Below are 25,801 nucleotides of genomic sequence, written 5' to 3'. Positions count from 1 at the left end.
CTCAATAGAAATTATAGGTTTCAGCGATCTCGTTGCCGAGCCGGTTGTTGCACTTGATGAAGTCCGTCAGGAATTCGTGCAGCCCCACATCGAAGATTGCACTTATGTCCTGATTTTGCAGTGTCGAAAAGATTTTCTCCCCTGTTTCATGACAGGTGGCATCATTGCCATAGTCCTTGGACAGAAAATCCAGATGCTCGTTGATGCTACGATAGCAATAATTCAGCGAGCGCGGCATGCGCCCGTTCAGGATCAGGTAATCCGCGACATGCGCCGGGCGATAATCGCCGTCATAAACCCAGCGATAGGAGCGATGCGCCGAAACAGAGCGCAGGATCGACTCCCACTGATAATTATCAAGTGTCGTGCCGACATAGGAAATGGCCGGCAGAAGCACATAATATTTTACGTCGAGAATGCGCGCCGTATTGTCGGCGCGCTCTATAAAGGTGCCCAGGCCCGCAAAATCGAAAATCTCGTTGCGCAGCATGGTGCCGTGAAAAGCACCGCGGATCAGTGCCGTCTCGCGCTTGATCTGGTCGAGTAGCGGCGGCAGGTCGCTTTCCTTCAAAGGCTTGCTCAGCGACTTCTTCAACAGCATCCACGCTTCGTTGACGCTTTCCCATGCTTCGCGCGTCAGCGCGGTGCGCACCATACGTCCATTGGAACGCGCCGTCTCAAAACACGACATCACGCTTGATGGATTACTGGTGTCCCGCAGCAGGAAATCGGCGACATTCGCAGCATTGTAAGCATCATATTTGGCGGAAAAGGCCTGACTCGCGCCCGCCGACACCACCACGGAAGACCATTCCTCCGGGGCATCGGACGTTTTGGTCAGCGCCATGCGCAATCCGGCATCCACCAGGCGAGCCATGTTTTCTGCCCGCTCAATGTAGCGGAACATCCAGAAAAGCCCGTTTGCCGTGCGGCCTAAAAGCATGAAATCATTCCCCTTGTTGAGCCTTGGAGCATAATCCGACCGGAGTGAAACGAGGATCGATAAGATTACGCTCAAAATAGAAGGGCTTAGAGCGCCGATCTGATTCAATCAGATCGAAAAGCGCTCCAGCGGCTCCGTCCTCGCGCTCCGGTCTTGATGCCGGTTTCAGCGCTTACAAAATCACAGTGGACCAAGTTCTAGTCGTCTAGAACCCAGGTATCCTTGGTGCCGCCGCCCTGGCTGGAATTCACCACCAGCGATCCTTCCTTCAACGCTACGCGGGTCAAGCCGCCGGGCGTGATGCGGATGCGATCGGAAACCAGCACGAATGGACGAAGATCGACATGGCGCGGTGCCAGACCCTTTTCGGTAAAGATCGGGGTCGTGGAAAGCGCCAGCGTCGGCTGTGCGATATAGTTGCGCGGACGGGCCTTGAGCTTCTTCGAAAAGGCTTCCCGTTCCGCCTTGGTGGAAGCAGGCCCGACCAGCATGCCGTAACCGCCAGAACCATGCACCTCCTTGACGACGAGATCGGCAAGATTGTCGAGCACATAGGCCAGACTGTCCGGCTCCGAACAGCGCCATGTCGGCACGTTTTCGAGGATCGCCTTGCGACCAGTATAGAACTCGATGATTTCCGGCATGTAGGAATAGATTGCCTTGTCGTCGGCAATGCCTGTGCCCGGCGCGTTGGCGATGGTGATATTGCCTGCGCGGTAGACATCCATGATGCCCGCAACACCCAGCGTCGAATCCGGACGGAAAGTCAGCGGGTCGAGATAAGCGTCGTCCACACGGCGGTAAAGCACGTCGATGGCGCGATAGCCCTGCGTCGTACGCATGGCAACACGTCCATCGACCACCCGCAGATCGCTTCCTTCCACCAGCTCGACACCCATCTGGTCAGCGAGAAATGCATGTTCGAAATAGGCGGAATTATAAATGCCGGGCGTCAGCACCGCGACGGTCGGCACGCCCTGTGTGCCGGGAGGTGCGACACTGGCCAGCGACTGGCGCAGCAATTGCGGATAATTCTCGACCGGACGCACCTTCACATTCTGGAACAGCTCCGGGAAAAGCTGCATCATCGTCTCGCGATTTTCCAGCATGTAAGAAACGCCGGACGGCGTGCGGGCATTATCCTCCAGCACGTAGAACTGGTTTTCGGCCGTGCGCACGATATCGACGCCGATGATGTGCGTATAGACATTGCCGGGTGGACGAAAACCAATCATCTCGGGCAGGAATGCCTCATTCTTGGTAATCAGCTCCTTGGGAATACGCCCTGCCCTGATGATTTCCTGCCGATGATAAATATCGTCAAGAAAAGCATTGAGCGCCATGACGCGCTGTTCGATGCCTTGCGAAAGACGACGCCATTCCTGACCGGAAATAATACGCGGGATGATATCAAAGGGAATAAGCCGCTCGGCGGCTTCCTGATCGCCATAGACCGCAAAGGTAATGCCGGTCTTGCGAAAGACGCTTTCGGCATCATGAGATTTCTGCAAAAGCTTGCCAGAATCCTGGCCGTCGAGCCACTGTTTGAGAAATTCGTAAGGTGGGCGGACATTCCCGCCATGGTTGAGCATTTCGTCAAATGGCTTCACTTAATACCCCTTTTTCCGCTATTATTCAGCGCGGTTTCGGGGAAAAGCAAGCGTTGAAATCATATAAAAGTGCAAAGCAGGGTTGCGCAATTCGTCGTGATGACAACGGACGAAAGGCAATGTAGAATCCCGACCAAATTGGGAATCGCTGTACCGTTTTTCCTAGCTGGGACGGTGCGCTTTAACGACAGCAGGGTCCGTTTCAATGCGGCCCGCACCGATCAAATCCAAACAATACGGGATAGCTGGAAAGACCGCCTGCAAGGTCATTGCGATGGATGCGGGCTTGCCCGGCAGGTTCAAAATGAAACTCTTGCCGCGACTGCCAGCCGTCTGACGCGAAAGAATGGCCGTCGGTGTCTGTTCCAGACTGACGCGGCGCATCAACTCGCCAAAACCCGGCAATTCCTTATGCAGCACAACCTGCATGGCTTCCGTTGTCTCATCACGTGGGCTTGGCCCCGTGCCGCCAGTGGTCAGGATCAGATCGCAAGCCTCATCATCGCAAAGCGCAATCAGCGTATCGCGTACCGACGCCATTCCGTCGGGAATGACGCGCTTCACCGTTTCATAAGGCGTGACGATTGCGCTCTTCAGCCATGCTTCGATGGCAGGACCGCTCAGATCCTCATATTCGCCGCGACTTGCACGATCAGAAACGGTAACAACGCCGATTTTCAAGGTCTTATCCTCATATCCGGTAAGCCGGAACGCTTATAACGCCCGGTCTTGATAATGTGAAGGCCACCTATCAGTTTAGGTTCATCGCGGTTGAATCAAGTTAGTGCTCTAACATTTTGTTTTTACGCGCATCTTCTCGCAAAACCGTTTCACACTTCTCACCTTGTGCTCTATCATCGCCGCTTATGCGTATATTGCTTGTCGAAGACAATCTGACCCTCGCGAGCTGGCTTGCCAAAAGCCTGCAACAGTCGAATTACAACGTCGATACGGTGCACGATGCCGCCGATGCTGAGCAGGCTTTGGCTTTCACCGAGTATAATCTCGTCATCCTCGATCTGGGCCTGCCGGACAAGACCGGGCTGGACGTGCTGGAGCAGATACGCAGTCGCGGCAATGAAGTGCCGGTCATCATCCTGACCGCCAATGCGAGCCTCGATGGCCGTATTCGCGGGCTGGACGCCGGAGCAGACGATTATCTGGCAAAGCCTTTTGAATTAAGCGAGCTGGAAGCACGTATCCGCGCGCATCTGCGCCGCGCGAGCCAGCGTACAGCGCCTGTCGTCACCTGTGGTTTTCTGCGCTTCGACACCAATACGCGGCTGTTTTCAGTCGGGGATGATGCTCTACCGCTTGCCCCCAAGGAACATGCGGTGCTGGAACAGCTTCTGCGCCGTATCGGGACCACCGTCAGCAAGGCGACACTGGTTCAAGGCATCTATGATTTTGACAGCGAGACGGACGAGAACGCCATCGAAATCTACATTCATCGTCTGCGAAAGAAACTCGAAGGCAGTAAGGCGGAGATCGTGACGTTACGCGGCCTCGGCTATCTTCTGCGCGACGCGGGCTGACATGGCCCGGCTTTTCTCCCGACTGTCCCAAAGTCTTCGCGCCCAGCTCGTCTCGTGGATTGTCGTGCCGCTGATCGTTGTCGCGGCCCTCAATCTCTGGACGGCGTGGCGCTCCTCGGAAAATATCGCAGGCATCGTCTCCGACCGGATGCTGACAGCCTCTGCCCGCGCAATCGGCGAAGCGACAGCAGCGTCACACGACGCCATCGATGCAGTCATACCGCCGGTCGCCTTGGAAATGTTTTCAACCGGCTACGGCGATCGCGTCTATTATCGTGTCGAAACCTCGGACGGTCGCCTGCTGGCCGGTTATCCCGATTTGCCGCAGCCTGCGACAATAGCCAATTTTGATCCGCAGCATTACCTGGGAACCTATCGTGACCGCGAATTGCGGCTCGTGGTTCTGCGCCATCCTGTTGCCGCTTCCGCGAACTTACCGCAATCAATCGATGTTATCGTCGGTGTGACCATGGCCGGTTATGATGCCATGCAGCGCGATCTCTGGCTGCATTCGGTGTGGCAACAATCCCTGCTCATCATCGCAGCGGGCGCTTTATCCCTGCTGGGGCTACGTTTCGTGTTGCGCCCGCTCATCAGGCTGCGCAACGAAGTGCGCAATCGCAAATCGGAACTCGAAGCGTTCGATCCTGAGACGGTCCAGACGGAATTGCGACCCCTCGTTACCGCGCTCAACCAGTATATGGAGCGGGTACGCAAACAGATGTCCGCACAGCGCCGGTTTATCCAGAATGCCGCGCACCAGCTTCGCACGCCGATTGCAACGCTGACCACACAGGCAAGTTTTGCCGTGCGCACGACCAGTGAGAATGAACGGAACGAAGTCCTCACCAGTCTCAAAAATACGGCGATGCAGCTATCCCGCCTCGCCGCGCAATTGCTGACACTGTCGCGTGCCGAACCCGGAAGCAGGCGGCCCCGCGCTGATCGTATCGATCTGGCCGAAGCTGGAAAACAGGTGCTGGAAAGCCTCGCCGGAAAGGCCTTCGACCGCAACATCGATCTCGGCTTCGATCTGAAAACGGCAAATGCCGCTGTCTCTGGCGATGGCACGATGCTGCGCGAAATGATCGTCAATCTGGTGGACAATGCCCTCTCTTACACACCGCAAGGCGGCATGGTGACCTTGAGCATCGACAGTCAGGATAGCCGGGTTCGTATCACGGTTGAAGATAACGGTCCCGGAATTGCCGTTGCAGAACGCGAACATGTTTTCGAACGCTTCTACCGCGTGCCGGGAACGCTTGCCGAAGGAAGCGGTCTCGGCCTTGCCATCGTGCGGGAAGTTGCCGATGCGGCGGATGGCGACGTCCAGCTTCTCGAAACAAAAGGCGGCGGGCTAACGGTCATTGTGACCTTGCCCGCCGCCTGATTTAAGAGCATTTCCAGCAAAAGTGCGAAGCGGTTTTGCGTAGGATAATGCGTGAAAACCAACGGATAGAGAGGTTCCGACGGAACCGCTCTATCAATTCTCAGCTTTCGTTATCAGCTGCCCTGTTCGGACAAAGCCTGCGGACGCCACTTGACGAGATGATTTTCGATCAGCGTGATGATGTATTCAACCACCAGAGCCAGCACGGCCAGAATGACCATGGCGGAGAAAACGCCATTGGCATTGAACGAGCCCTGAGCCGTCGAGATCATCAGGCCAACGCCCTTCTTGGCGCCCAGAAACTCACCCACCACCGCACCGACAAGCGCGAAGCCGAAGCTGACATGCAAGCTCGCCAGAATCCAGCTCATGGCCGATGGGATGATGACCGAGCGGGTGATCTGCGACGGCGAAGCGCCGAGAATCTGCGCATTGGCAATCAAGGCGCGATCAGCTTCACGGACACCCTGGAACGCATTGGCGAAGACCACGAAGAACACCATGACCACGGCAAGCGCGACCTTGGAGGCCATGCCGAGACCAAGCGCGATGATGAAGATCGAGCCGAGAACAACACGCGGGATCGAGTTGGCGATCTTGATATAAATCGAAAACACATCGGCCAGAAACTTGTTACGACCGAGAATGATGCCGCAGATGACGCCGCCCACAGCACCGATGAGGAAGCCAAGCACGGTTTCTTCAAGCGTTACGATGATCTGCTCGGAAAGCGGACCCTGCGATGTGCCTTCTGTGATCCAGATCCATATCTGGTCGGCAATGCCCGACGGGCTGGCAAAGAAGAACGGATCGATAAAGCCCGTGCGTGCGCCCAGTTCCCAGCCGCCAAGGACTGCAAACAGAATGGCGAGGCGAACGAGAATAACGACGGCGCGACGCTGGCGCGACTTGGCGCGGAAGGTCGCTTCCGTGCGGGCGAGTTCCGCAGCGCTTCCATTGGCCTGAGCGCCCGCGGGAGAAGCAAGAGTTTGTGCAGTCATGTCGGTTCCTCCCGGTTTTATTTGCCGCTTGCCAGCGCGCGCTGCTGGCCGATCTGCACTTCTTCACGCAGGTCGTCCCAGATCACTTTTGCGATTTCGACGAATTTGTCGTCGTAGCGAATGTCTTCCATGACACGCGGGCGGGGAATGTCGATGTTGTAAACGCTCTTGACCGTGGCTGGTCCGGCAGTCAGCACGTAAACCTTGTCGGCAAGAGCGATGGCTTCTTCGAGGTCGTGGGTGACAAAAATCACCGAAGCGCCGGATTGCTGCCAGAGATCGAGCAATTCGGCCTGCATCAGCGTACGGGTCTGGATGTCGAGCGCGCTGAACGGCTCGTCCATGAGCAGGATTTTCGGCTCATTGATGAAGGTCTGGGCCAGCGCCACGCGCTTGCGCATACCGCCAGAAAGCTGGTGCGGGTAGTGCTTTTCAAAGCGTGCAAGGCCAACGCGGGCAATCCAGCTGCGCGCCTTTTCATAGGCTTCTTCCTTGCCCAAGCCGCGATAGCGTGGACCCGCGCTCACATTGTCGATGACATTGAGCCATGGAAACAGCGCATCCGCCTGAAACACAAAGCCGATATCGGGGCTGATACCCTCGATGGGCTGCCCCATCAGGCGCACTTCACCGGCGCTTGGCTTGGCGAGACCGGTCACGAGATTGAGCGTTGTGGACTTGCCGCAGCCGGTCGGACCGACGACGCAGGCAAACTCGCCCTTGCCGACATGCATGGTGAAATCGCGCAGCGCCGTCATCATCTTGCCGTCGGGCGTGACAAAGCGACGGGTAACATTGTTGAGTTCGATTGCGGGCGCGCCATTACCGGCTTCGTCGCGCGCAATGGTTTTCGGGGCTTCCATCAGCATAGGTTCCTCGCGGATGTGCGGCACCGCTCGCGCGCAATGTTTAATATCGCGCGCCTGCAATGCTGTTGAATGTGGTTGGGTCGGCGGGGCTGACGTTCATTTGCGAACGCCAGCCGGGGGCCCGCTTACTTCGCGGCGTCGAGCGTCGCGTTGGCCTTGTCGACGAATTCCGTCGTGTAGGTCTTCGACAGGTCGATCTGCTTTTCCTGCAACGGCTTCTTGAAGGTTGCGAGCACCTTCAGAACCGTTTCCGGACCATCCTTCGGCATGCGGCCATCGGGCGTATACTGCGCCTTGCCTTCAGCCAAGCCCTTCACATAAAGGTCCTTGTCGCCGACATAGTAGTCCTTCGGCATTTGCTCGGCGATTTCTTCGGCGCTGTGCGAAGCGATGTAACGCATGGTTTTGACCAGAGCATTGGTCAGCTTCTGCGCATCTTCCTTATGGGTTTCAAGCCATGCCGACTGCACATAGAAGGACGCAGCCGGGTAAGGTCCGCCAAGCGCTTCGGCGGTCTTTTCCGGCGTACGCATATCAACCAGAACCTTGGCTTCGCCGGTCTTGAGCATGGTGGCAATCGTCGGTTCGGTGGTCATACCGGCCTGAATAGCGTCCTGCTTGATGGCTGCGATGAAGGTATTGCCTGCGCCGACCGGCAGCAGCGTGTAATCGCCCTGCTTCAGCCCGTTGCGCACTGCCAGATACTGCGTCAGGAAGTCTGTGGAAGAGCCAAGGCCCGTCACGCCCAGCGTGTGGCCCTTGAAATCGGCTGGCGACTTGATCTGGTCGGCATATTTGGTCGAAACCAGTTCCACTTCGCCCGGCGCCTGGCTGAACTGTACGATGGACTGAATGAACTTGCCCTTCGACTGAAGGTCGATGGTGTGGTCGTAGAAGCCGACCACGGCCTGCGCGGCTCCGGCAAGCAGTTCGTTCTCGGCATCCACGCCTGCGCGACTGTTGATCAGCTCGACGTCGAGGCCTTCATCCTTGAAGTAACCAAGCTTTTCGGTCAGTACAGCCGGCAGATAAATCTGCTTTTCCATACCGCCGACGATAACCGTCAGTTTTTCGGCATGCGCAGCACCGGCGCCTAGCACCATGACGCCGCTCAAAAGCGCAGCGCGCCAAACAAGCCGAAGCGAATTCGTTGAAATTTTCATATAGGCTCCTCCAAGGAATGCTTCAGTCCGGCAAAAGCCGAACCCTCCTCCTGATATGCAGCCGATTCCTCTAATCGGTGAAGAATGGTTACAGCAGCCAAGCTTTCAATCAGCTTTCAATAAACTTGCAGCCTATTTTATGGCTCTGGAATAAAGCGACAACCTCTATAGGCCGCAACACACGCTGTTTTGAAACAATAGTTGCTTGACGCAGCAGCCAAACCACTATCATCGTCATTTTTAGTATCGCCATTCTTTCGGCCTCTTGCGGCAACCTATTGAAATCATGATCATCAAGCGCAACGATCTCATTTTTGCGGTACGCACTACCGCCGCATCGCTGATCGCGCTTTATATCGCCTTCCTGATGAATATGGACGACCCGAAATGGGCCGCCATGACAGTATGGATCGTCGCTCAAAGCAGCCGCGCAATGAGCGTTTCCAAGAGCATCTACCGATTGATGGGCACGGCAATCGGCGTTGTTGTCGCCGTATTGCTCACGGCAATCTTCATCCAGACGCCAACCTTGTTTCTGCTGGTGCTTGCAAGCTGGATCGGCCTTTGCACTGCGCTTTCGACAGGCTTGCGCAACTTTCGCTCCTATGGCGCGGTACTCGCTGGCTATACGGCGGCCATCGTTGCCATCGACTCGCTGTCCGATCCGGACAATGTGTTTGAAATCGCCATGTCGCGATTGATCTACATCGCGCTGGGCATCGTCACCGAAGCAATCATCACCTGGCTGTTCAGTACCGACAATCCCTTCGAGGAGGCCCGCGCGCAGCTTGGAAAATTCATGCGGCAGACGACAAAACTCTGCGCTGAAATGCTCGGCGGAGAAGCCGGAACCGGCGCGCTCCAAACCGCCTATCGCAACGCCATCGCCTTCGATACGGCCATTGAATACAAAGCCGCGAGTTCCGTTACTGTCCGACGCAGCGTCGGCTATCTCCGTCAGGCCATGGTCGTCACGTTGCAGCAGGCATCGGCAGTCCGCGCCATATTGGAAATGCCGCCGCAAACCACCCGTGACGATCCTTTGCTGCTGGAGGCAAGAGACGCCATGGCGCGGATCGCGGATGGTGACGAAAGCGTCGATCTGGAAGCCCTGCGCGAAAAGATCATCCGCACGGCGGAAGAAGAAACCGCCAGCAATGCCGATCTCGCATCCGGACGGCTGATGTTCTTGTACCGCCTGCGAAGTATGCTCGGCTTTCAGGAGCAGGCTTTGGCCATTGAGGCCGAACTCGACACGACCCACCCAAAAGCCAACCGTGTTCGCCTTTCTTATCACGTTGATCACACGGCAGCGGTGATCAACGGCATTCGCGCATTCGTGGCCCTCACCGCCGCTTCTGCAATCTGGATTTTCACCGCGTGGCCGTCAGGGGCCGGTTTCGTCATTGTCGTTGGTGTGGTCAACGCCCTTTTCGCAACCAGACCAAACCCGGTTGCCAGCGGCACGGAATTTCTGAAAGGTTCCGCCATCGCCGCGGTCGTGGCGGCGATCATGAATTTTGGTGTTTTGCCAGTCATATGGGGGTTCCTGCCCTTCACTATTGTCATTGCGCCCGTGCTGATCTGCGCCGGGCTCGCCATGCGCAATCCATCGACAATTGCCAAAGGATCGGCATTCGCAATCTTTTTCTGGGATTTGATCGGACCTGATAATTTCACGCGGCCCGACGCCACTTCATTTCTGAATGGCGTGATCGCACTCCTTCTCGGCATCGGCATTGGAACGCTTGTATTCTCGCTGCTCATCCCGCCAAACACCCATGCCGCACAGCGCCGCATGAAACGCGCCATGCGCGACAGTCTGAAGAAGATCGGTTCCGCACCGCGCTCAATCACCATCGAAGCATGGATCAGCCAAAGCGCGGACCGTATCTCGCGTCTATTGGTGACGGAGACTTCGGCTGCTTCTACCGAGGCACATCAGGATTTACGCGGCATGCTGGCCGTGTTGAACCTCGGCTCGGCAGCGTTAGAACTTGCGCAGTTGACCGACCATCCGGTGCCGGATGTGCGCATGGCGGTACAGGACATGCTGCGGACATTGGCTGCTTTCGACCCTGCAACGCTGATCAAAACCACCAAGGCCGGTGCAACGCGCATTCTGGCCGTATCAGAGACCGCAGGCAGCGCTGAGAAAGACCGGTTGTTGCACGCGGCGGCACTCATGCAAGCCATGGCCATGACGACCGAGGCAAATACCGTCTTCCTGCGCTGATCACCTTCCCGTGACAGCAGGCTTGAGTAAGCGATGGATAATTAATTGAAACAATACTTATTTTCGTAATAAATATTCCAAAAAACACAAATATTTTACAAGACGTAAACGATTGGCGGCTAGGGTTTCCGGTTATATGCTATAGTTAGCCATAGCAGATTGGTAAGTTTCCGAACACTGACTTGCGTGGGCCGCTCCCACGGGTCGCATAGCGGAATGCATGGAATGCCTTTTTCGAGGGACTATTACTTCGGACGGTTCAAGGCCGATGAGCTGGCAAGGTTGCAGCAAGCCTATATCCAGACTTGCACGGCCATCGGCTGTTGTCCGGTTACCTCTCCCCTGAAGGACGAACTGGTTCGTGAAATCATCCAGATTTACGAGTGCGGCGTCTTTCAACCGGAAAAGATCGCCGAACTCATGAAGCAGATCGAAAGCGTCAAGCATCGTGCGGATGCTGCCCCGACGCTCGATCAATTTGCCGTCATACGGTCCAAGACCGCCTAGGCTCCGTTTACGCCCCGGCGGTCTGATACTTTGGCTGCCTATTCCGCCGCATCCGCCAGATAGCCGAATTGCAGCACGTTTTGCGGAGCCGTTACGCCCGGCAACAGGCGTTCGTCGTCAACCGGCTCGCCAAGCTGCGTCGTCACCGGGATGACCCCCGCCCAGATTGGCAGCGCATAATCCGCCTCATCATCCTTCGGCGGACCGGAGCGAACCTTGGCCGACGCCTCGTTCAGCTCCAGCTCCAAAAGCATGGTCGCTTTTAGTTCCTTTGCCATCATCGGGCGCAGCCCTTCCCAGCGATCTGGAAACAGTCCATTCACGAAATTACGCAAATGCCGTTCCTTCGCCGCGACATCCGTAATCTTCTTCGCAGTGCCAAAAGCCATCACGGAACGATAGTTACAGGAATGGTGAAAGGCAGAGCGCGCCAGAACCAGCCCGTCCAATGTCGCGAAGCTGACGCAGACTTCTGCTTCTTCGCAGGCTTCCAGCATGCGGCTAGCGGATGAACCGTGCCAGTAAATGAAATTGCCTTCGCGCCATACCAGCGTCGGTGACACATAGGGCGTGCCATTGAAAACATAGGCCACATGGGCGAGCGGCTGCGCATCGATGATTGCATGCACGCTGTTCGCATCATAATGGCCGCGATCATGCAGGCGTTTCATTCTGGTTCTGTCTGTGGGGGCATTCATCATGCTGGTCGTTCCCGTCTGCATTTGGACTTTCAATACATGCAAAATGCCGCCATAGTGGTATGTTGAAAATAGCCACTTAAAAGATATAGAACCATGCCACTTATCGCATCGATACCGGAGTTCGGCATTGACCGGACGAGCGATACCCCGCTCGCGGTGCAGCTGGCCGAACAGATAAGGCAGGCTGTTCTGACCGGAAGGCTGAAGCCTGAAAGCCGCCTTCCATCAACACGCGCCTTCGCAGAAGAATTGGGCGTGTCTCGCGCCACGGCGCTGGCAGCCTACGACCAGTTGATCGCCGAGGGGTATCTGGAGGGCAAGCATGGTTCAGGCACACGCATAGCCGCTCAATTGCCGGAAGTGACACTGAAAACTGGGCCAACCGGCACTTTCAAAACAGCAAAAACCGTAACCAAGACAGCGCGTGTCCCGCAGCCTTTCCAGCAAGGCGTGTTCGACAGCGATCATTTTTCCCATGCGGAATGGGGCAAGCTGCTTGGGCGCATCTGGCGCAACCCTGACGCCAGCCTGCTGAACGGGCACGATCCTTTCGGCTATTTGCCGCTGCGCGCCGCCCTCGCCCGCCATCTGCACGAATGGCGCGGCATGGCTGTTGACCCCGCGCAAATTCTGATTACTGGCGGCAGCACCGACGCGTTTTCTCTGCTCCGTGAAGCCATGTTCGCACCGGGCGACAAAATCTGGATGGAAGAACCGGGCTATTCTCCCGCCCGAAACATTCTTGGCGGTCAGGGAATTGACGTCGTCTCGGTGCCCGTCGACGGCAATGGTCTGGAGGTGACCGCGGGACGGCACGCCGCCATGCATGCGCGTGCGGCATTTGTAACGCCTGCCCGCCATCATCCGACAGGTGTCACCATGCCACTGGCCCGGCGCCTCGATCTCATCGCTTGGGCACGCGAGAGCGACGCATTCATCATCGAAGACGATTATGACAGCGAGCACCGCTATATCGGCCAGCCGCTTCCGGCCTTGATGTCGCTTGATCGCGACCGCATTCTCTATATCGGCAGTTTCTCGAAAGTGTTTTCGCCCGTCTTGCGGCTCGGCTTCCTGATTGTGCCTCCACAACTGACGGACAAGTTTCGCACACTTCGACAAGAGCTTTTACCGCCGCCATCGCTTCTCGCGCAACCCGCGCTGGCTCAGTTCATCGAAACCGGCGCCTTCGCCCAGCATATCCGGAGGATGCGCCGCCTCTACGCCTCACGTCGCAACAAGCTCATCGCGGCATTGTCTCCCGGTGAACCGGCACTTTTCAGGATCGAAGCGCCGCCTGCGGGCCTGACCCTGCTGTTGGCGCTTTCCGACAACCAAAATGATGTGGCGCTTGCAGAAAAACTCGCAGATGCCGGGATCAACGTTCAACCGCTCTCACCGCTCTACAGGTTTTTCCAACCCCGACAAGGGCTTATCCTCGGTTTCTCAGGTTTTGATGAAGCCCATCTGGAGAAATCTGCAACAGCATTGATAAAAATCCTCGAAAGCTCAATTTGAACCGCGTGCGTTAGCACTTTCGTAAACTTTGGATTCAGTTTTTGCCGCTACTCTAAACAAAGCAATGACTCGGAAGAGCGTTGCAGCCCATTTGTTTTGAGTACGGGTGCCCATGCGTTCTTCGCCTTCGCGTTCTTTGGTCGTGTCTGCCATTGCGCTCGCTTGCGCCGCCCTGTCGGGCTGCACATCGAGTTCCGGCATCGACAGCATCATGCTCCAGCCGAAACCCTCGGCGGAGATGACCAGTTCTGTTGTGAGGCCGGTTCCGCCCGCAGCCGTAACCGAAACGGCAAGCGCGCCGCGCGCGCAGCCTCTCCCGCCGCAAGAAGAAGTGCTCGCCTGGGCGGGACCTGTTCCCGATGGCGGACCGTTCAAGGTACAGCCGCCTGCACCCGTTGCGCCCCAACCGCGCGCACCTTTGCAGGAACGGCCCGTCGCGCAGATACCAGCCCCTGTTCCCCAGGTGCCGACACCGCAGGCAGCAGCGCCGCGCATGCCTGCACCACAGGTTGCGGCCTATCCGGCAGTGCGTCTCGAACCACAAGCCCGCTCGGCACAGGACCGCTCCAGAATTTACAGCCACCGCTTCCGTGATGCCAAGCCGATCAATTTTGGTCGCGCATCGCCGCGCAAGCTCGCTGTTCACGGCGTTGACGTCTCGCGCTGGCAGGGCGATATCGACTGGCCGAAACTGCGCACGCAAGGCGCGAACTTCGCCTATATCAAGGCGACCGATGGCGGTGATCATCTCGACCCGATGTTCCGCAAGAACTGGCGAGAGGCCAAGGAAGCCGGGATCAAGCGCGGGGCTTATCACTTCTTCTACTGGTGCCGCGTTGCCAGCGAGCAGGCCGATTGGTTCATCCGCAATGTACCAAAAGATCCCGATGCACTGCCGCCGGTGATCGATGTGGAATGGAACGGCGATTCCGCCTGCCGTCGTCGCCCGTCGCCGCAACAGGTGCGCGAGAAGATGCAGGTTTTCATGGACAAGCTGGAGCGTCATTACGGCAAGCGCCCGGTCATCTACACCGCTCCGGATTTCTATGACGACAATCTGAAAGGCGCTTTCACCAACTACCCGTTCTGGCTGCGCGCTGTCGCCCAGCACCCATCCAAGGTGTATCCGGGCCGCCCATGGCTGTTCTGGCAATATTCGGGATCGGGTCTGTCTCAGGGCGTGAGCAACAAGATCGACCTGAACGTGTTCCATGGTTCGGAAGCAGAATGGCATCGCTGGCTCGATCGCGTCGGCAGCTGAGTTCGCTTCATCCCAAACAAAAACCCCGGAACTTCCATTCCGGGGTTTTCTTTATTCACAGGCAATCACTTCTTGCCGATATTTTCCAGATCATAAGGCGTTGACTGGTAGATTTCATTGATCCAGTTGCCGAACAGGAGATGCGCGTGGCCGCGCCAACGGTTTTGCGGCGGGCGCGTGGCATCGTCTTCCGGGAAATAATTCGCAGGCACCTTCGTTTCTGGCTCGCCTTGGATATCGCGGAAATATTCATCAGCCAGCGACGTGGTGTCATATTCGACATGGTTGAACATGTGCAGCGCCCGATGGTTTGGGTCTTCCAGCAGACACAGGCCTGATTCAGCACTATCAACGAGAACATTCAGGCCGCTATTGTGTGGAATGTCTTCCTTGCGCACTTCGGTCCAGCGCGAAACCGGAATGGTGAAATCGTCCGAGAAGCCGCGCAGATAGGGCGATGCCGGCGCAAGATTCTGCTGGCTGTAGACGCCCGATGCCTTGGCCGGCAATTCATACTTGCCCATGCCATGGAAATGATGGACGGCGGCCTGCGCAGACCAGCAGATGTTCAGCGAGCGATGCACATGGGTCAGTGTCCAGTCGAAAACGCGTTGCAACTCATCCCAATAGGTGACGTCTTCAAAATCCAACCGTTCCACTGGCGCACCGGTGATCACGAAGCCATCGAAGCGCTCATCACGCACATCTTCCCACGGACGGTAGAAAGAAAGCATGTGATCGGCGGAGGTATGGCGTGCGACGTGATTGGTAATGCGCACGAGTGTCAGCTCCACCTGAAGCGGCGTCGCGCCCAGCAGGCGTGCAATCTGCGTTTCGGTGGTCGCCTTGTTCGGCATCAGATTGAGCAGGCCGATGCGCAGGGGCCGTATGTCCTGACGCACGGCATCCGCCTCGCGCATGACCATAACGCCCTCGGCCTGGAGAACACTGGTTGCTGGCAGATCGTCAGGAATTTTTATCGGCATGATCGCGTCGGTCCCTAATTCTGTCAGGTAGACGCGAGTGGCTTTATCCGCATAGTTGCCGGTTTGGCCACATCCTCCCTTGTCAGGGAGTACCACCTTGCCCGGAGCGGCAGGTTGGCGTTGGGCGTCTCCCCAACTCTTGATGTATTCGCACTTCTACTCAAACGCGGACGTTATGGCAATAGCTTTACGCGCAAGCGATGCTGGCTGGAACAAATGTCCGCTTTCTGCGTTGTTCGAAGTGCCCGCATACTGTCTCAGGCTATCGTTTCGGTTTGAGGGCAACAGGGAGGGAGAAAATGAGCAACATTATATTCTGGACAGGAATCTTGCTTCTGCCGGTTCTGGTGGGAACAGCATTCGCCTATCTGCGCCATTATCATCACGAAGACGACTTCTGATTTAAAATCAGAAGCCGCCTGACGCTCTGGTTTCATGCGCTTTCGCGCGTGCCCCTTATTGCGTCGCTGAAACCAGCGAGAAAGCCACGCCTTTCGGATCGAGACACTGGATGATCCACTCGCCATTCGGCACTTCGGTCGGCCCGAATGTAACCGTGCCACCCTGCGATTTGACACGTTCAGCAGCGGCGTTCGTTCCATCCACCATGAAGTAAAAGCCCCAGCCATTGGGCACATTTGGCGGGGCTGTCATGATGCCGCCCGCGTCTGCACCGTTTATGCTGAAGATCTTGTATTTGCCCATGGCTCCCATATCGAAGTCGCGAGAGAGCTTCCAGCCGAACACTTTCTCATAAAAACCAAAGACTTCTTCGCCGTTCTTGGCATAAAGCTCATGCCAACCGGGGTGGCCCACCTTGCGCGAACCAAAATCGGCTGGTGGTTCAGGCGGGTCTTTCGGCTCGAAGAGCGCAAAGACGGAACCCTGCGGGTCTGACACGATGGCAAACCGCCCGACGGTTGGAATGTCATAGCCCGGTTGCAGGATTTTGCCGCCTGCGGCGGTAACCTTCTCGGACATAGCATCCACATCGGCCACGCCGATATAGCCGAGCCAGCCGGGTTTTGCGCCACAATCTCCACTGGGCATATCGGAAAGCGCCATCATACCGGCAACGGCGCAGCCCGGCGCTTCAAGAAGGGTATAATTTACACCGGGGACGCCCGAGTCTTTCGTATTCCAGCCGACGACGTTGCCGTAAAACTTCGCGGCCTCGGCGGCATCTTCAGTCATGAGTTCGTACCAGACGAACGGTGATGCTCCGTCTTTCATTGTCATTCCTCCCAGAATTTGAATTCAGCGTTCAGCTGCAACAGCTGTGCTTTGCCGCTGGCGCAGCATATTCATCGTGGCGTTTCACGAAATGCATGGTGCTATTTTCGTTACGCCCTTTCGGTGCCCGGTCGAGGATCATCAGCGTGCTGATCCACTCCTCGATACCGCGCGCATAGCTGGAATATGTGTGGTAGATCATGCCGTCATCAGCCTTGATGAAGGCGCTCATGCCGGGCAGTTCATCATGCGCCTGCTCTGGCGCCAGCCTGTCGAAATTGTAGAAAACGCGCCCTTCTTCGATCTCGGCCTTGTCGAACGACACATGGAAATCAAAGTTGAAATCGCCTCCATAGGACGACACCCATGGAAAATGCCAGCCCATGCGCCGCTTATAGTCTTCCAGCTTTGCAAGAGGCCCACGCGAGACAGCGACAAGCGTGACATCGTGATTGTTGAGATGCGCCAGCGCGCCGTCGAGATTATCGGCCAGGAAAGAACAGCCAACGCAGCCCTGCTCCCATTCCGGCCCGAACATGAAGTGATAGACAACCAGCTGACTGCGCCCGTCAAAAAGCTCAGCCAGCGTCCGACGCCCGGTCGGGGTGTCGAAGACATAGTCTTTTTCCACCTTGACCCAAGGCAATGCCTGTCTTTCCTGATTGACGCGATCGCGAAGATGCGTCGCTTCCTTTTCTCTGGCCAAAAGCGCGCGACGCGCCTCAAGCCAGACTTCGCGGGATACGACTTCATTCATGATGCAAGTCCTCCTCCGCCCCCCGGATTGTAAAACGCCCAGTTTATATCGGGATATTTGCTTGACGATTTACATTGATATCAATATTAATGGATCATGTCAAACGCCGCCGAAGTACCTTTTGAAACAACCCTTTTGGTCAGAGATACCTGCCTCTGCCTGCATGTCCAGCGTGCAGCTCGCGCGCTTGCGCGGCGTTTCGACGAGGCTCTTCGTCCGGTTGGCATGACAAACGGGCAGTTCTCCCTGATGATGTCACTCAACCGGCCAGCGCCACCGCCGATGAAACCGGTGGCTGAATTGCTGGCAATGGATCAGACCACCCTCACCGCAGCGCTGAAGCCCCTGCAAAGACAGGGTTGGGTGGAAATACTGGTCAATCCCGCCGACCGCCGCGAGCGCCTGCTGCAACTGACACCGGATGGCAAGGCGGCCTTGGCTGCCGCGGTTCCTATCTGGACCTCAACCCATGCGGAAATCGAAAAGAATCTCTCGCACGGTAATGGCGACCAAATCCGGCGCGATTTGATGGCGCTCTCGTTCTAGAGCCTAACAACCTTGTCTAATCAGATATTCTGCATGCTAGAGCCTAACAACCTTGTCTAATCAGATATTCTGCATGAATTCGTGCAGCACGACGGCCTGATTGTGTTCCTCGTCCTTTGCGCCGTAGAGCAATGTCAGCGGCACATCACCGGCCTTTGCAACCAGTGCTTTGAGGTCCGGCAACCTATCTTGCAGTTCGGCAAGATAGCGTTTTTGAAACTCGCCCCACTTCGCCGAATCATGATTGAACCATTTGCGAAGCTCCGTGGACGGGGCGATATCTTTTGCCCAGAGATCAATAGCGGCTTTCTCTTTGGTCATGCCGCGCGGCCAAACGCGATCAACCAGAACCCGATAGCCATCATCGCTTGATGGCGCTTCATAAATTCGTTTGAGGCGAATGTCGGTCATATTGAAATCTCCGCATCGTCGCTACCACCCGCTGTTCTAGCGTAGCTGCGCGGAATAGGCGACAACAGAAGCGCCGCGCGAGGGCGCAGCGCTTCGGTCTTTCGCAAGGTTACGCGGCTTTACCGAGAATACCGTGCGGATCGAGAACGAACTTTTTTGCTACGCCCTGATCGAAGCTCTCATAACCAGCCGCCGCGTCTTCAAGCGAAATGACTTCCGCGTTGACGATTTCAGCAATATTCAGACGCCCGTGCAGGATCGCCTGCATCAACTGCCGGTTATATTTCAGAACCGGCGTTTGACCGGTATGGAACGACTGCGCCTTGGCCCAGCCGAGCGCAAAGCGAAGCGACAGGCTGCCTTGCTTGGCCGCACCGTCCACCGCGCCCGGATCTTCCGTCACGTAGAGCCCCGGAATACCAACGGAGCCAGCAGGGCGCGTGATTTCCATCATCTGGTTCAGCACGACCGCTGGCTGTTCCCCCCCGCTATGGCCTCTGGCCTCGAAGCCCACAGCGTCAATGGCGCTATCCACTTCGTTGCTGCCGGTAACTTCCGCGATCATGTCGCCGAGACGGTCGCTGGCGGAAAGGTCAATCGGCTCGAAACCCACCTTGCGTGCATGTTCCAGACGTTCTTTGTTGAAATCTCCAACCATCACGACAGCTGCGCCAAGAATTCGCGCCGAGGCTGCGGCGGCCAGCCCGACTGGTCCGGCCCCGGCCACATAGACCACCGAGCCAACACCAACACCCGCCTTGACCGCGCCGTGAAAGCCGGTCGGCAGAATATCCGACAGCATGGTCAGATCGCGGATCTTCTCCATAGCCCGATCACGATCGGGGAATTTCAGCAGATTGAAATCGGCGTAAGGCACCATGACGTAACGGGCCTGCCCGCCGATCCAGCCACCCATATCGACATAGCCATAGGCGCCGCCAGCACGCGACGGATTGACGGTCAGGCAGACGCCTGTGTCCTGCTCCTTGCAGCAGCGGCAACGGCCGCAGGCGACGTTGAACGGCACCGACACGATGTCGCCGACCTCGAGCATCTCGACATCGGAACCCTTCTCAATGATCTCGCCAGTAATTTCATGGCCAAGCACAAGCCCCGGCATCGCGGTCGTGCGTCCGCGCACCATATGCTGGTCCGATCCGCATATATTGGTTGAGATGACTTTCAGAATGACACCGTGACCCAGTTTCCTCCCATCGGGTGCAGACAGCACCGGATCTTCGATGTCACGCACTTCGACTTTTCCGGGTCGCATATAGACGACGCCACGGTTCCTGCTCATGTCTACCTCCTCCAGGTTGGACAACAAACGAAGATGTCAGAAAGTGAAAACGTAACGGCGAAGGGAGCAAGGCTCAGTCTCAATCGCGACACGTCTCATTCAATTTGCACGCCGAAAGCACGCTTGGCACATGGAGCTGAAACAGCCGTCATAATTGCGGGTGATGATGATTGAACACTGTATATATTAGCAAAGCAACTTGACTCTGGGTTGTGCGCAAGCTTCACATGGCGCAGATTCTTTCCGCTCTGTCAGGGGACATTGACCGGGCACCGAAATCGCAAGGAGAGGCAAATGCTTAACGGTTTCAAACGGCAGCAGGGTCGTGCGCTTTGGGCACAGATTTTCCTGACGCTGGCTGCAATCACCGGTTTGACCGCAGGGCTTGCCATTGCGCCCGCTCCTTCGAACGCCGCTGAAACGCGTCGTATCGAAATCACCGAAGATAGCGATTATTTCGGCTTCGACCTGCGCACCCAGAAGAACGTGACGCTGGACCAGTGCAAGAGCACCTGCCTCGGTGACAATGCCTGCCGCGCCTTCACCTATAATCCGAAGGTCAAGTGGTGCTTCCTCAAGACGGATTTCAACAAGCTCAATCCTTCGGTTGGCTCCATAGCCGGTAAGGTTGTATCGGGCGCAACCAAGGATACAGCGAAAGCCGACATCGGCGCGCCGCCAGCTGTTACATTCTTCGCTGACAATCTTGTCGATGAATCCCGCCGTTTCCGCACGGCTATTTTAGCTACGGATAGTAACGAAGGCCTCAGCACGCTGAAGGCCGAAGCTGCCTCCGCTCTCGCCAATAGCGACCCGCGCACGGCGATGGAAAAGTTTGCTGCCGCAGCCGGCGCTTCGCCTGACGACAGCACGCTCTGGACCGGGTTGGCTCTCGCCACTTTGGCAACGGAACCTTCCAACAGCGAAGAGACGGCCAAATTCCAGCGCGACGCGACATCCGCAGCCTGGAACGGTTATCAGACCTCGCGCAGCAAGGCCGCGCGTGCCGACGCACTGAATGCGATGGCACAGGCGCTCGACCGTCGCGAATTGTCCCGGCCCGCCCTTCAGGCCTATGATGCGAGCCTCAATATCGTCAATTCGGCTTCCGTTCGCGCCGCCTATGAAGACCTAAAGGCGCGCAAGGGTTTCCGCATCGTCGACCACAGTGTCGATAACGACAATGCATCGCCACGTATCTGCGCGCAGTTTTCCGAAGAACTGGTCAAGAGCGACACCGACTATTCCAGCTTCGTGACATTGGACAGCGCCGCACCCAAGGCTATTGAAGCCAAGGATCGCCAGATCTGCGTCGAAGGTCTGGAACATGGCCGCACCTATAGCGTGACATTCCGCGCCGGATTGCCTGCCGCCATCGGTGAAACGCTGCCAGCACCGGTAACCCTGTCCGTCTATGTGCAGGACCGTGCTCCATCGGTGCGCTTTACCGGCGACAGCTTTGTACTGCCTGCCAAGGCGCGTCGCGGCATTCCAATGGTCAGCGTCAATATGAGCGCAGCCAAGGTAAAGCTCTATCGCATCGGCGACCGTTCCTTGACGCAGCTTCTGTCCGGCTACCAGTTTTTGCGCCAGCTCGACGGCTATGATGTCAGCACAATTTCCGACCAGATGGGCGCACCCGTCTGGAAAGGCCAAATCGACACCGCTGCCGCAGAGCTGAACAAGGAAGTCACCACCAGTTTCCCCATCGATGAAGCACTGCCACAGCGAAAACCGGGCGTCTATGTGCTGACCGCAGAGCCAATCAAGGCGAGCGGCGAGAGCTATGACACCAAGGCGACCCAATGGTTCGTCGTGTCGGATATCGGGCTTTCGACCTATACCGGTCAGGACGGCATCAATGTCTTTGCGCGTTCGCTCGAAACAGCGGAACCGCTTTCCGGCGTCAAGCTGACATTGCTGGCTCGCAACAACGAAGTGTTGGGCGAAGCGACAACCGATAGCGATGGTCGTGCCACCTTTACCGCAGGTCTCACCCGCGGCTCCGACGGCATGGTTCCTGCCGTGCTGATGGCCAATCAAGGTGAAGATGATTTTGTCTTCCTCGATATGGCGCGTGCAGGCTTCGACCTTTCCGATCGCGGCGTCTCCGGGCGCGCAGCGCCCAAGGCGCTCGACGTTTATGCCTGGACCGAACGCGGCATCTATCGTGCAGGCGAAGTGGTTCATGCCGCAGCGCTCGCCCGGGATGATGCGTCGCTGGCCGTCGACAACCTGCCGCTGACTTTCATCTTCACACGCCCGGACGGCGTGGAGGATCGTCGCCTTGTGTCGGATAGCAGCAAGGCTGGCGGGCATTCCGTCGACCTGACATTGGCCGCCAATGCCATGCGCGGCACTTGGAGCCTGAATATCTATACCGACCCCAAGCAACCGGCGGTCGCCTCGCAGATGTTCCTGGTTGAAGATTTCGTGCCGGACCGCATTGAGTTCGACCTGACATCGGACAAGCCCGAAATCGCCAGCGGTGAAGCTGCCAATGTAACCGTCGATGGCCGCTTCCTCTATGGCGCGCCCGCGGCTGGATTGGCGCTGGAAGGTGAAGTCACGCTTTCGACCAAGCGCGACTGGGACCGTTTCAAAGGCTATTATTTTGGTCTTGCCGATGAAGGTCAGGGCGAAGCCACCCGCCTGCCGCTGGATCAGTTGCCCAAGGTTGGCGACGATGGCAAGGCGACCTTCCCGGTCGTGATCGATGACCTGCCATCCACCACCCGTCTTATCAACGCAGCTGTCACTGTTCGCATGCGCGAAAGCGGCGGTCGCGCCGTGGAACGCAAGCTCGACCTTGCCGTTCGTCCGCAAGGATCGATGATCGGCATCAGGCCGGATTTCTCCGGTGACGAAGTTCCGCAAGGCGGCACTGCAAAATTCAGTTTCATCGCTTCGGATGCCAACGGCAATCGCACGAACCTTGACGGTGCGGTCTGGTCGCTGGTTAAGGTCGAGCGCAATTATCAATGGTATCGCAGCGGCAATAGCTGGAACTACGAGCCGGTCACCTTCACCAAGTCGGTTGCTACCGGCAAGATCGACCTCAAGGCCGATGCGGAAGCCAGCATCACCCAGCCGGTCGACTGGGGTCGCTATCGCCTTGAAATCGAGACGGGCGACGCTTCCGGTCCGGCTTCAAGCTACGAATTCGACGCGGGCTGGTATGTGGCCGCGACCTCAACGGAAACGCCGGATGGCCTCGAAATCGCGCTCGACAAAGATCATTACGCAGCCGGTGAAACCGCGAAGCTGAAGATCAGCCCGCGTTTTGCCGGTGAGCTGCTGATCACCATCGGCGCTGAAAAACTGCTGACGACAATCAGCGAGAGCGTATCGGCTGACGGTGCGACCATCGACATTCCAGTCGGCGAAAACTGGGGCGCTGGCGCTTACGTCACCGCAACGCTTTTCCGCCCAGGCAGCGCGCAGGAAAGCCGCATGCCCGCCCGCGCCATCGGCCTCAAATGGCTGAAGGTCGATCCCGCCGACAAACAACTGGCCGTCAAGCTGACGCCGCCGGAGAAAATCACCCCGCGTGGCACGCTTTCGGTTCCTGTTTCGGTAGAAAATGCAGGCGGCGAGCAGGCCTATGTCATGGTTGCCGCTGTCGATGTCGGCATACTAAACCTGACACGTTATCAGGCTCCGAATCCGGAAAACTGGTTCTTCGGCCAGCGCCAGCTCGGCCTTGAACTGCGCGACATGTATGGACGCCTTATCGATGGTTCGCTGGGCACCACCGGCAAGCTGCGCACCGGCGGTGACGGCGGCAACATGGCTGCGGAAGGCAGCCCGCCGACCGAGAAGCTGGTTGCGCTCTTCTCTGGCCCTGTCGAACTCGATAGCGATGGCAAGGCAACCGTTGATTTCGATATTCCGCAGTTCAACGGAACCGCCCGTGTCATGGCCGTGGCCTGGACAAACAAGGCCGTGGGCCACGCTTCCAGCGATGTGATCGTGCGCGATCCGGTTGTCATTACAGCTGGCCTGCCGCGCTTCATGGCGCCGGGAGATCAGGCGACACTGCGCCTCGATATCGCCAACACGGACGCGCCTGACGGAAATTATCGTCTGAGCGTCGAAACGAGCGACAATCTCGGCACGGAGATCGGCTCTTATCCTGACACGCTCGCGCTTGCCGGTGGCAAACGCCAGTCTGTCGCCGTGCCGCTCAACGCGCAGAAGACGGGACAGGGCAATATTACGATCCGGCTCGACAACGACGCCGGACTATCCATCGAACAGAACCTGTCATTACCGGTCCGCCCGGTTGATCTGCCCGTGACGACACGTCAGGTGGTCAGTCTCCCCGCCAATGGCGGCAGCCTCAAGATCGATGGCGGCCTGCTGTCGGAAAGCCTGCTCGACGGTGCTTTTGTCAGCGTTGGCATCACCCGAAGTGCGGCATTTGATGTGCCGTCACTTTTGATGGCGCTCGACCGCTATCCATATGGTTGCGCCGAGCAGACGACCAGCCGAGCTTTGCCCTTGCTTTACTTGAGCGAAATGGCGGCAGGCTCCGAAGCAAGTGCTGGTCATGGCGATCAGGATGAACTGAAGAAGCGCGTACAGGACGCAATCTATCGCGTGCTTAGCTATCAGTCCTCGTCCGGCTCGTTCGGCCTGTGGGGACCCGGTTCCGGCGATCTGTGGCTCGACGCCTATGTCACCGACTTCCTCACCCGTGCCCGCGAAAAAGGCTATGTGGTGCCGCAGGAAGCCCTGCTCTCGGCGCTTTCCAATCTGCAAAACGCGCTCGGCTATACCACCGACGCCAAGGATCGCGGCAGCGAAATCGCCTATTCGCTCTATGTGCTGGCGCGCAACAAGAAGGCTTCGGTCGGCGACCTGCGTTATTACGCGGATACGCAGCTCGATAACTTTACAAGCCCGATGGCAATCGCCCAGCTGGCCGCAGGGCTGGCGCTTTACGGCGACCAGCAGCGTTCGGACCGGGTGTTTAATGTCGCGCTCGACCGCGCAAGCACCAACACGGCATTCGACTATAATCGCTCCGATTATGGTTCGCGGTTGCGTGATGGTGCGGCCATGCTGGCACTGGCCGCAGAAAGCAAGCCTGCACCGAAAGTGCTGCCTTCGCTCGTCACGCTTGTCGGTTATGAACGCGACCGTGCAAAATATCTCAGCACACAGGATCAGGCATGGATGCTGCTCGCAGCCCGTGGTCTCAAGGAGAACAATGCCGGGATCAATCTCGACATCAACGGCGCCGCCCATGAGGGCGCTTTCTCCGAACGGGTCAACGGCAATGCGCTTGAAGCTCAGCCGCTTGTCGTGACGAACCGGGGCAGCGATGCCGTGGATGCCGTGGTGACAGCCGTTGCGCCGCCCGCACAATCGCTGCCCGCCGGTGGCGAAGGCTTCAACATCGAGCGCGCTTATTACACGCTCGATGGGCAGGAAGCCAATATCACGGGCATCAGCCAGAACGAGCGTTTCGTCGTGGTGCTGAAGATCGACGATCTGCAACAATGGCAATCGCGCCTGCTGGTCACCGATCTTCTGCCAGCCGGTCTCGAAATCGACAATCCGGGTCTGGTTTCGAGTGCCGATCTCGGCAATTTCCCATGGCTCGAAAGCACCGAGGCAGCGCATCTCGAATTCCGCGATGATCGTTTCGTCGCAGCATTCGACCGTTCGGCAGGCGAGAAAAAACAGATCGTGCTTGCTTATGTGGTGCGTGCGGTGACACCTGGGCTTTACACCCATCCGGCAGCCACTGTCGAAGACATGTATCGTCCGCAGTATTCTGCCCGCACTTCGACCGGAATGATGGAGGTTGCTGCGCCGTAACCTTT

The 25,801-nt window shown here is 57.4% G+C and carries 21 protein-coding genes and 1 riboswitch; of the genes, 8 read left to right on the top strand and 13 right to left on the bottom strand.

Annotated features, from left to right (window positions below):
* Position 1 precedes the first annotated feature (1 nt).
* The 3 genes from QBD01_RS11070 to mog all read right to left on the bottom strand — a co-directional run bounded on the left by QBD01_RS11070 (position 2) and on the right by mog (position 3,234).
* The gene (locus QBD01_RS11070) at positions 2–943 is read right to left on the bottom strand and encodes an alpha-E domain-containing protein (RefSeq protein ID WP_182520534.1); all 942 of its coding nucleotides are present in this window, start codon (positions 941–943) and stop codon (positions 2–4) included.
* A gap of 197 nt (positions 944–1,140) precedes the next feature.
* On the bottom strand, positions 1,141–2,553 hold the full coding sequence (locus QBD01_RS11065; RefSeq protein ID WP_280992814.1) for a circularly permuted type 2 ATP-grasp protein: 1,413 nt from the start codon (positions 2,551–2,553) through the stop codon (positions 1,141–1,143).
* A 162-nt stretch (positions 2,554–2,715) separates the two neighbouring features.
* Positions 2,716–3,234 (bottom strand): molybdopterin adenylyltransferase, encoded by a 519-nt coding sequence (gene mog, locus QBD01_RS11060; RefSeq protein ID WP_280992813.1) that lies wholly within the window; start codon positions 3,232–3,234, stop codon positions 2,716–2,718.
* Positions 3,235–3,419: 185 nt separating this feature from the next.
* On the opposite strand from mog, the gene QBD01_RS11055 reads away from it, so the two are divergent.
* Complete coding sequence (locus tag QBD01_RS11055) at positions 3,420–4,088, top strand: response regulator transcription factor (protein ID WP_182520537.1); 669 nt, start codon at positions 3,420–3,422, stop codon at positions 4,086–4,088.
* A gap of 1 nt (position 4,089) precedes the next feature.
* Complete coding sequence (locus tag QBD01_RS11050; protein WP_280992812.1) at positions 4,090–5,478, top strand: sensor histidine kinase; 1,389 nt, start codon at positions 4,090–4,092, stop codon at positions 5,476–5,478.
* 113 nt (positions 5,479–5,591) lie between these two features.
* Here QBD01_RS11050 and QBD01_RS11045 read toward each other — a convergent pair whose 3' ends face one another.
* From QBD01_RS11045 to QBD01_RS11035, 3 genes are all read right to left on the bottom strand, one after another.
* The gene (locus QBD01_RS11045; RefSeq protein WP_113533464.1) at positions 5,592–6,479 is read right to left on the bottom strand and encodes an ABC transporter permease; all 888 of its coding nucleotides are present in this window, start codon (positions 6,477–6,479) and stop codon (positions 5,592–5,594) included.
* Positions 6,480–6,496: 17 nt separating this feature from the next.
* Positions 6,497–7,348 (bottom strand): ABC transporter ATP-binding protein, encoded by an 852-nt coding sequence (locus tag QBD01_RS11040; RefSeq protein ID WP_280992811.1) that lies wholly within the window; start codon positions 7,346–7,348, stop codon positions 6,497–6,499.
* Positions 7,349–7,473: 125 nt separating this feature from the next.
* Positions 7,474–8,511, bottom strand: a complete 1,038-nt coding sequence (locus QBD01_RS11035; protein ID WP_392391376.1) for an ABC transporter substrate-binding protein — start codon at positions 8,509–8,511, stop codon at positions 7,474–7,476.
* A gap of 286 nt (positions 8,512–8,797) precedes the next feature.
* Here QBD01_RS11035 and QBD01_RS11030 point away from each other — a divergent pair, with 286 nt between their 5' ends.
* Positions 8,798–10,747 (top strand): FUSC family protein, encoded by a 1,950-nt coding sequence (locus QBD01_RS11030; protein WP_280992810.1) that lies wholly within the window; start codon positions 8,798–8,800, stop codon positions 10,745–10,747.
* 225 nt (positions 10,748–10,972) lie between these two features.
* Positions 10,973–11,254, top strand: a complete 282-nt coding sequence (locus QBD01_RS11025) for a hypothetical protein (protein ID WP_182520542.1) — start codon at positions 10,973–10,975, stop codon at positions 11,252–11,254.
* A gap of 38 nt (positions 11,255–11,292) precedes the next feature.
* On the opposite strand, the gene QBD01_RS11020 is transcribed toward QBD01_RS11025, so the two are convergent.
* The gene (locus tag QBD01_RS11020) at positions 11,293–11,955 is read right to left on the bottom strand and encodes a pyridoxamine 5'-phosphate oxidase family protein (protein ID WP_392391383.1); all 663 of its coding nucleotides are present in this window, start codon (positions 11,953–11,955) and stop codon (positions 11,293–11,295) included.
* A 93-nt stretch (positions 11,956–12,048) separates the two neighbouring features.
* Between QBD01_RS11020 and QBD01_RS11015 the strand changes: the two genes are divergently transcribed.
* A complete protein-coding gene (locus QBD01_RS11015) occupies positions 12,049–13,473 on the top strand; it encodes a PLP-dependent aminotransferase family protein (RefSeq protein ID WP_280992808.1) in 1,425 nt (474 codons plus the stop codon).
* On the opposite strand, the gene QBD01_RS11010 is transcribed toward QBD01_RS11015, so the two are convergent.
* The gene (locus tag QBD01_RS11010; protein ID WP_280992886.1) at positions 13,465–13,686 is read right to left on the bottom strand and encodes a hypothetical protein; all 222 of its coding nucleotides are present in this window, start codon (positions 13,684–13,686) and stop codon (positions 13,465–13,467) included. The two genes, QBD01_RS11015 and QBD01_RS11010, sit on opposite strands and share 9 nt — an antisense overlap.
* Between QBD01_RS11010 and QBD01_RS11005 the strand changes: the two genes are divergently transcribed.
* Entirely contained in the window at positions 13,586–14,734 is a 1,149-nt protein-coding gene (locus QBD01_RS11005; RefSeq protein WP_182520545.1) for a GH25 family lysozyme, read from the top strand. The genes QBD01_RS11010 and QBD01_RS11005 overlap by 101 nt on opposite strands.
* Before the next feature lie 65 nt (positions 14,735–14,799).
* Here the strand turns inward: QBD01_RS11005 and metA are convergent, their stop codons facing one another.
* The 3 genes from metA to QBD01_RS10990 form a co-directional block, all read right to left on the bottom strand.
* Positions 14,800–15,720 (bottom strand): homoserine O-succinyltransferase, encoded by a 921-nt coding sequence (metA, locus tag QBD01_RS11000; RefSeq protein WP_280992807.1) that lies wholly within the window; start codon positions 15,718–15,720, stop codon positions 14,800–14,802.
* A 41-nt stretch (positions 15,721–15,761) separates the two neighbouring features.
* Positions 15,762–15,871: riboswitch (SAM-I-IV-variant riboswitch) on the bottom strand.
* 305 nt (positions 15,872–16,176) lie between these two features.
* Positions 16,177–16,953, bottom strand: coding sequence for a VOC family protein (locus QBD01_RS10995; protein ID WP_280992806.1), 777 nt, complete (start codon positions 16,951–16,953; stop codon positions 16,177–16,179).
* 31 nt (positions 16,954–16,984) lie between these two features.
* Positions 16,985–17,713, bottom strand: coding sequence for a thioredoxin family protein (locus tag QBD01_RS10990; RefSeq protein ID WP_280992882.1), 729 nt, complete (start codon positions 17,711–17,713; stop codon positions 16,985–16,987).
* A 93-nt stretch (positions 17,714–17,806) separates the two neighbouring features.
* Between QBD01_RS10990 and QBD01_RS10985 the strand changes: the two genes are divergently transcribed.
* A complete protein-coding gene (locus QBD01_RS10985) occupies positions 17,807–18,256 on the top strand; it encodes a MarR family winged helix-turn-helix transcriptional regulator (protein WP_280992805.1) in 450 nt (149 codons plus the stop codon).
* Between the two features lie 60 nt (positions 18,257–18,316).
* Here QBD01_RS10985 and QBD01_RS10980 read toward each other — a convergent pair whose 3' ends face one another.
* Entirely contained in the window at positions 18,317–18,667 is a 351-nt protein-coding gene (locus QBD01_RS10980) for a DUF488 domain-containing protein (RefSeq protein ID WP_280992804.1), read from the bottom strand.
* Between the two features lie 109 nt (positions 18,668–18,776).
* Positions 18,777–19,967 (bottom strand): formaldehyde dehydrogenase, glutathione-independent, encoded by a 1,191-nt coding sequence (fdhA, locus tag QBD01_RS10975; protein WP_280992803.1) that lies wholly within the window; start codon positions 19,965–19,967, stop codon positions 18,777–18,779.
* Between the two features lie 294 nt (positions 19,968–20,261).
* Here fdhA and QBD01_RS10970 point away from each other — a divergent pair, with 294 nt between their 5' ends.
* Positions 20,262–25,796, top strand: a complete 5,535-nt coding sequence (locus tag QBD01_RS10970; RefSeq protein WP_280992802.1) for an alpha-2-macroglobulin family protein — start codon at positions 20,262–20,264, stop codon at positions 25,794–25,796.
* Positions 25,797–25,801 lie beyond the last annotated feature (5 nt).

Source organism: Ochrobactrum sp. 19YEA23, from assembly GCF_029909865.1.
Lineage (GTDB): Bacteria > Pseudomonadota > Alphaproteobacteria > Rhizobiales > Rhizobiaceae > Brucella > Brucella gambitense.
This window is presented reverse-complemented; position numbering and strand designations above follow the sequence as displayed.

Excerpts from the sequence above, each read along its gene's own strand:
- QBD01_RS11070 (WP_182520534.1), bottom strand. The coding sequence starts at position 943 with ATGCTTTTAGGCCGCACGGCAAACGGGCTTTTCTGGATGTTCCGCTAC.
- QBD01_RS11055 (WP_182520537.1), top strand. The coding sequence starts at position 3,420 with ATGCGTATATTGCTTGTCGAAGACAATCTGACCCTCGCGAGCTGGCTT.
- QBD01_RS11050 (WP_280992812.1), top strand. The coding sequence starts at position 4,090 with ATGGCCCGGCTTTTCTCCCGACTGTCCCAAAGTCTTCGCGCCCAGCTC.
- QBD01_RS11045 (WP_113533464.1), bottom strand. The coding sequence starts at position 6,479 with ATGACTGCACAAACTCTTGCTTCTCCCGCGGGCGCTCAGGCCAATGGA.
- QBD01_RS11040 (WP_280992811.1), bottom strand. The coding sequence starts at position 7,348 with ATGCTGATGGAAGCCCCGAAAACCATTGCGCGCGACGAAGCCGGTAAT.
- QBD01_RS11035 (WP_392391376.1), bottom strand. The coding sequence starts at position 8,511 with ATGAAAATTTCAACGAATTCGCTTCGGCTTGTTTGGCGCGCTGCGCTT.
- QBD01_RS11030 (WP_280992810.1), top strand. The coding sequence starts at position 8,798 with ATGATCATCAAGCGCAACGATCTCATTTTTGCGGTACGCACTACCGCC.
- QBD01_RS11025 (WP_182520542.1), top strand. The coding sequence starts at position 10,973 with ATGCCTTTTTCGAGGGACTATTACTTCGGACGGTTCAAGGCCGATGAG.
- QBD01_RS11020 (WP_392391383.1), bottom strand. The coding sequence starts at position 11,955 with ATGATGAATGCCCCCACAGACAGAACCAGAATGAAACGCCTGCATGAT.
- QBD01_RS11015 (WP_280992808.1), top strand. The coding sequence starts at position 12,049 with ATGCCACTTATCGCATCGATACCGGAGTTCGGCATTGACCGGACGAGC.
- QBD01_RS11005 (WP_182520545.1), top strand. The coding sequence starts at position 13,586 with ATGCGTTCTTCGCCTTCGCGTTCTTTGGTCGTGTCTGCCATTGCGCTC.
- QBD01_RS11010 (WP_280992886.1), bottom strand. The coding sequence starts at position 13,686 with ATGATGCTGTCGATGCCGGAACTCGATGTGCAGCCCGACAGGGCGGCG.
- metA (WP_280992807.1), bottom strand. The coding sequence starts at position 15,720 with ATGCCGATAAAAATTCCTGACGATCTGCCAGCAACCAGTGTTCTCCAG.
- QBD01_RS10995 (WP_280992806.1), bottom strand. The coding sequence starts at position 16,953 with ATGAAAGACGGAGCATCACCGTTCGTCTGGTACGAACTCATGACTGAA.
- QBD01_RS10985 (WP_280992805.1), top strand. The coding sequence starts at position 17,807 with ATGTCAAACGCCGCCGAAGTACCTTTTGAAACAACCCTTTTGGTCAGA.
- QBD01_RS10980 (WP_280992804.1), bottom strand. The coding sequence starts at position 18,667 with ATGACCGACATTCGCCTCAAACGAATTTATGAAGCGCCATCAAGCGAT.
- fdhA (WP_280992803.1), bottom strand. The coding sequence starts at position 19,967 with ATGAGCAGGAACCGTGGCGTCGTCTATATGCGACCCGGAAAAGTCGAA.
- QBD01_RS10970 (WP_280992802.1), top strand. The coding sequence starts at position 20,262 with ATGCTTAACGGTTTCAAACGGCAGCAGGGTCGTGCGCTTTGGGCACAG.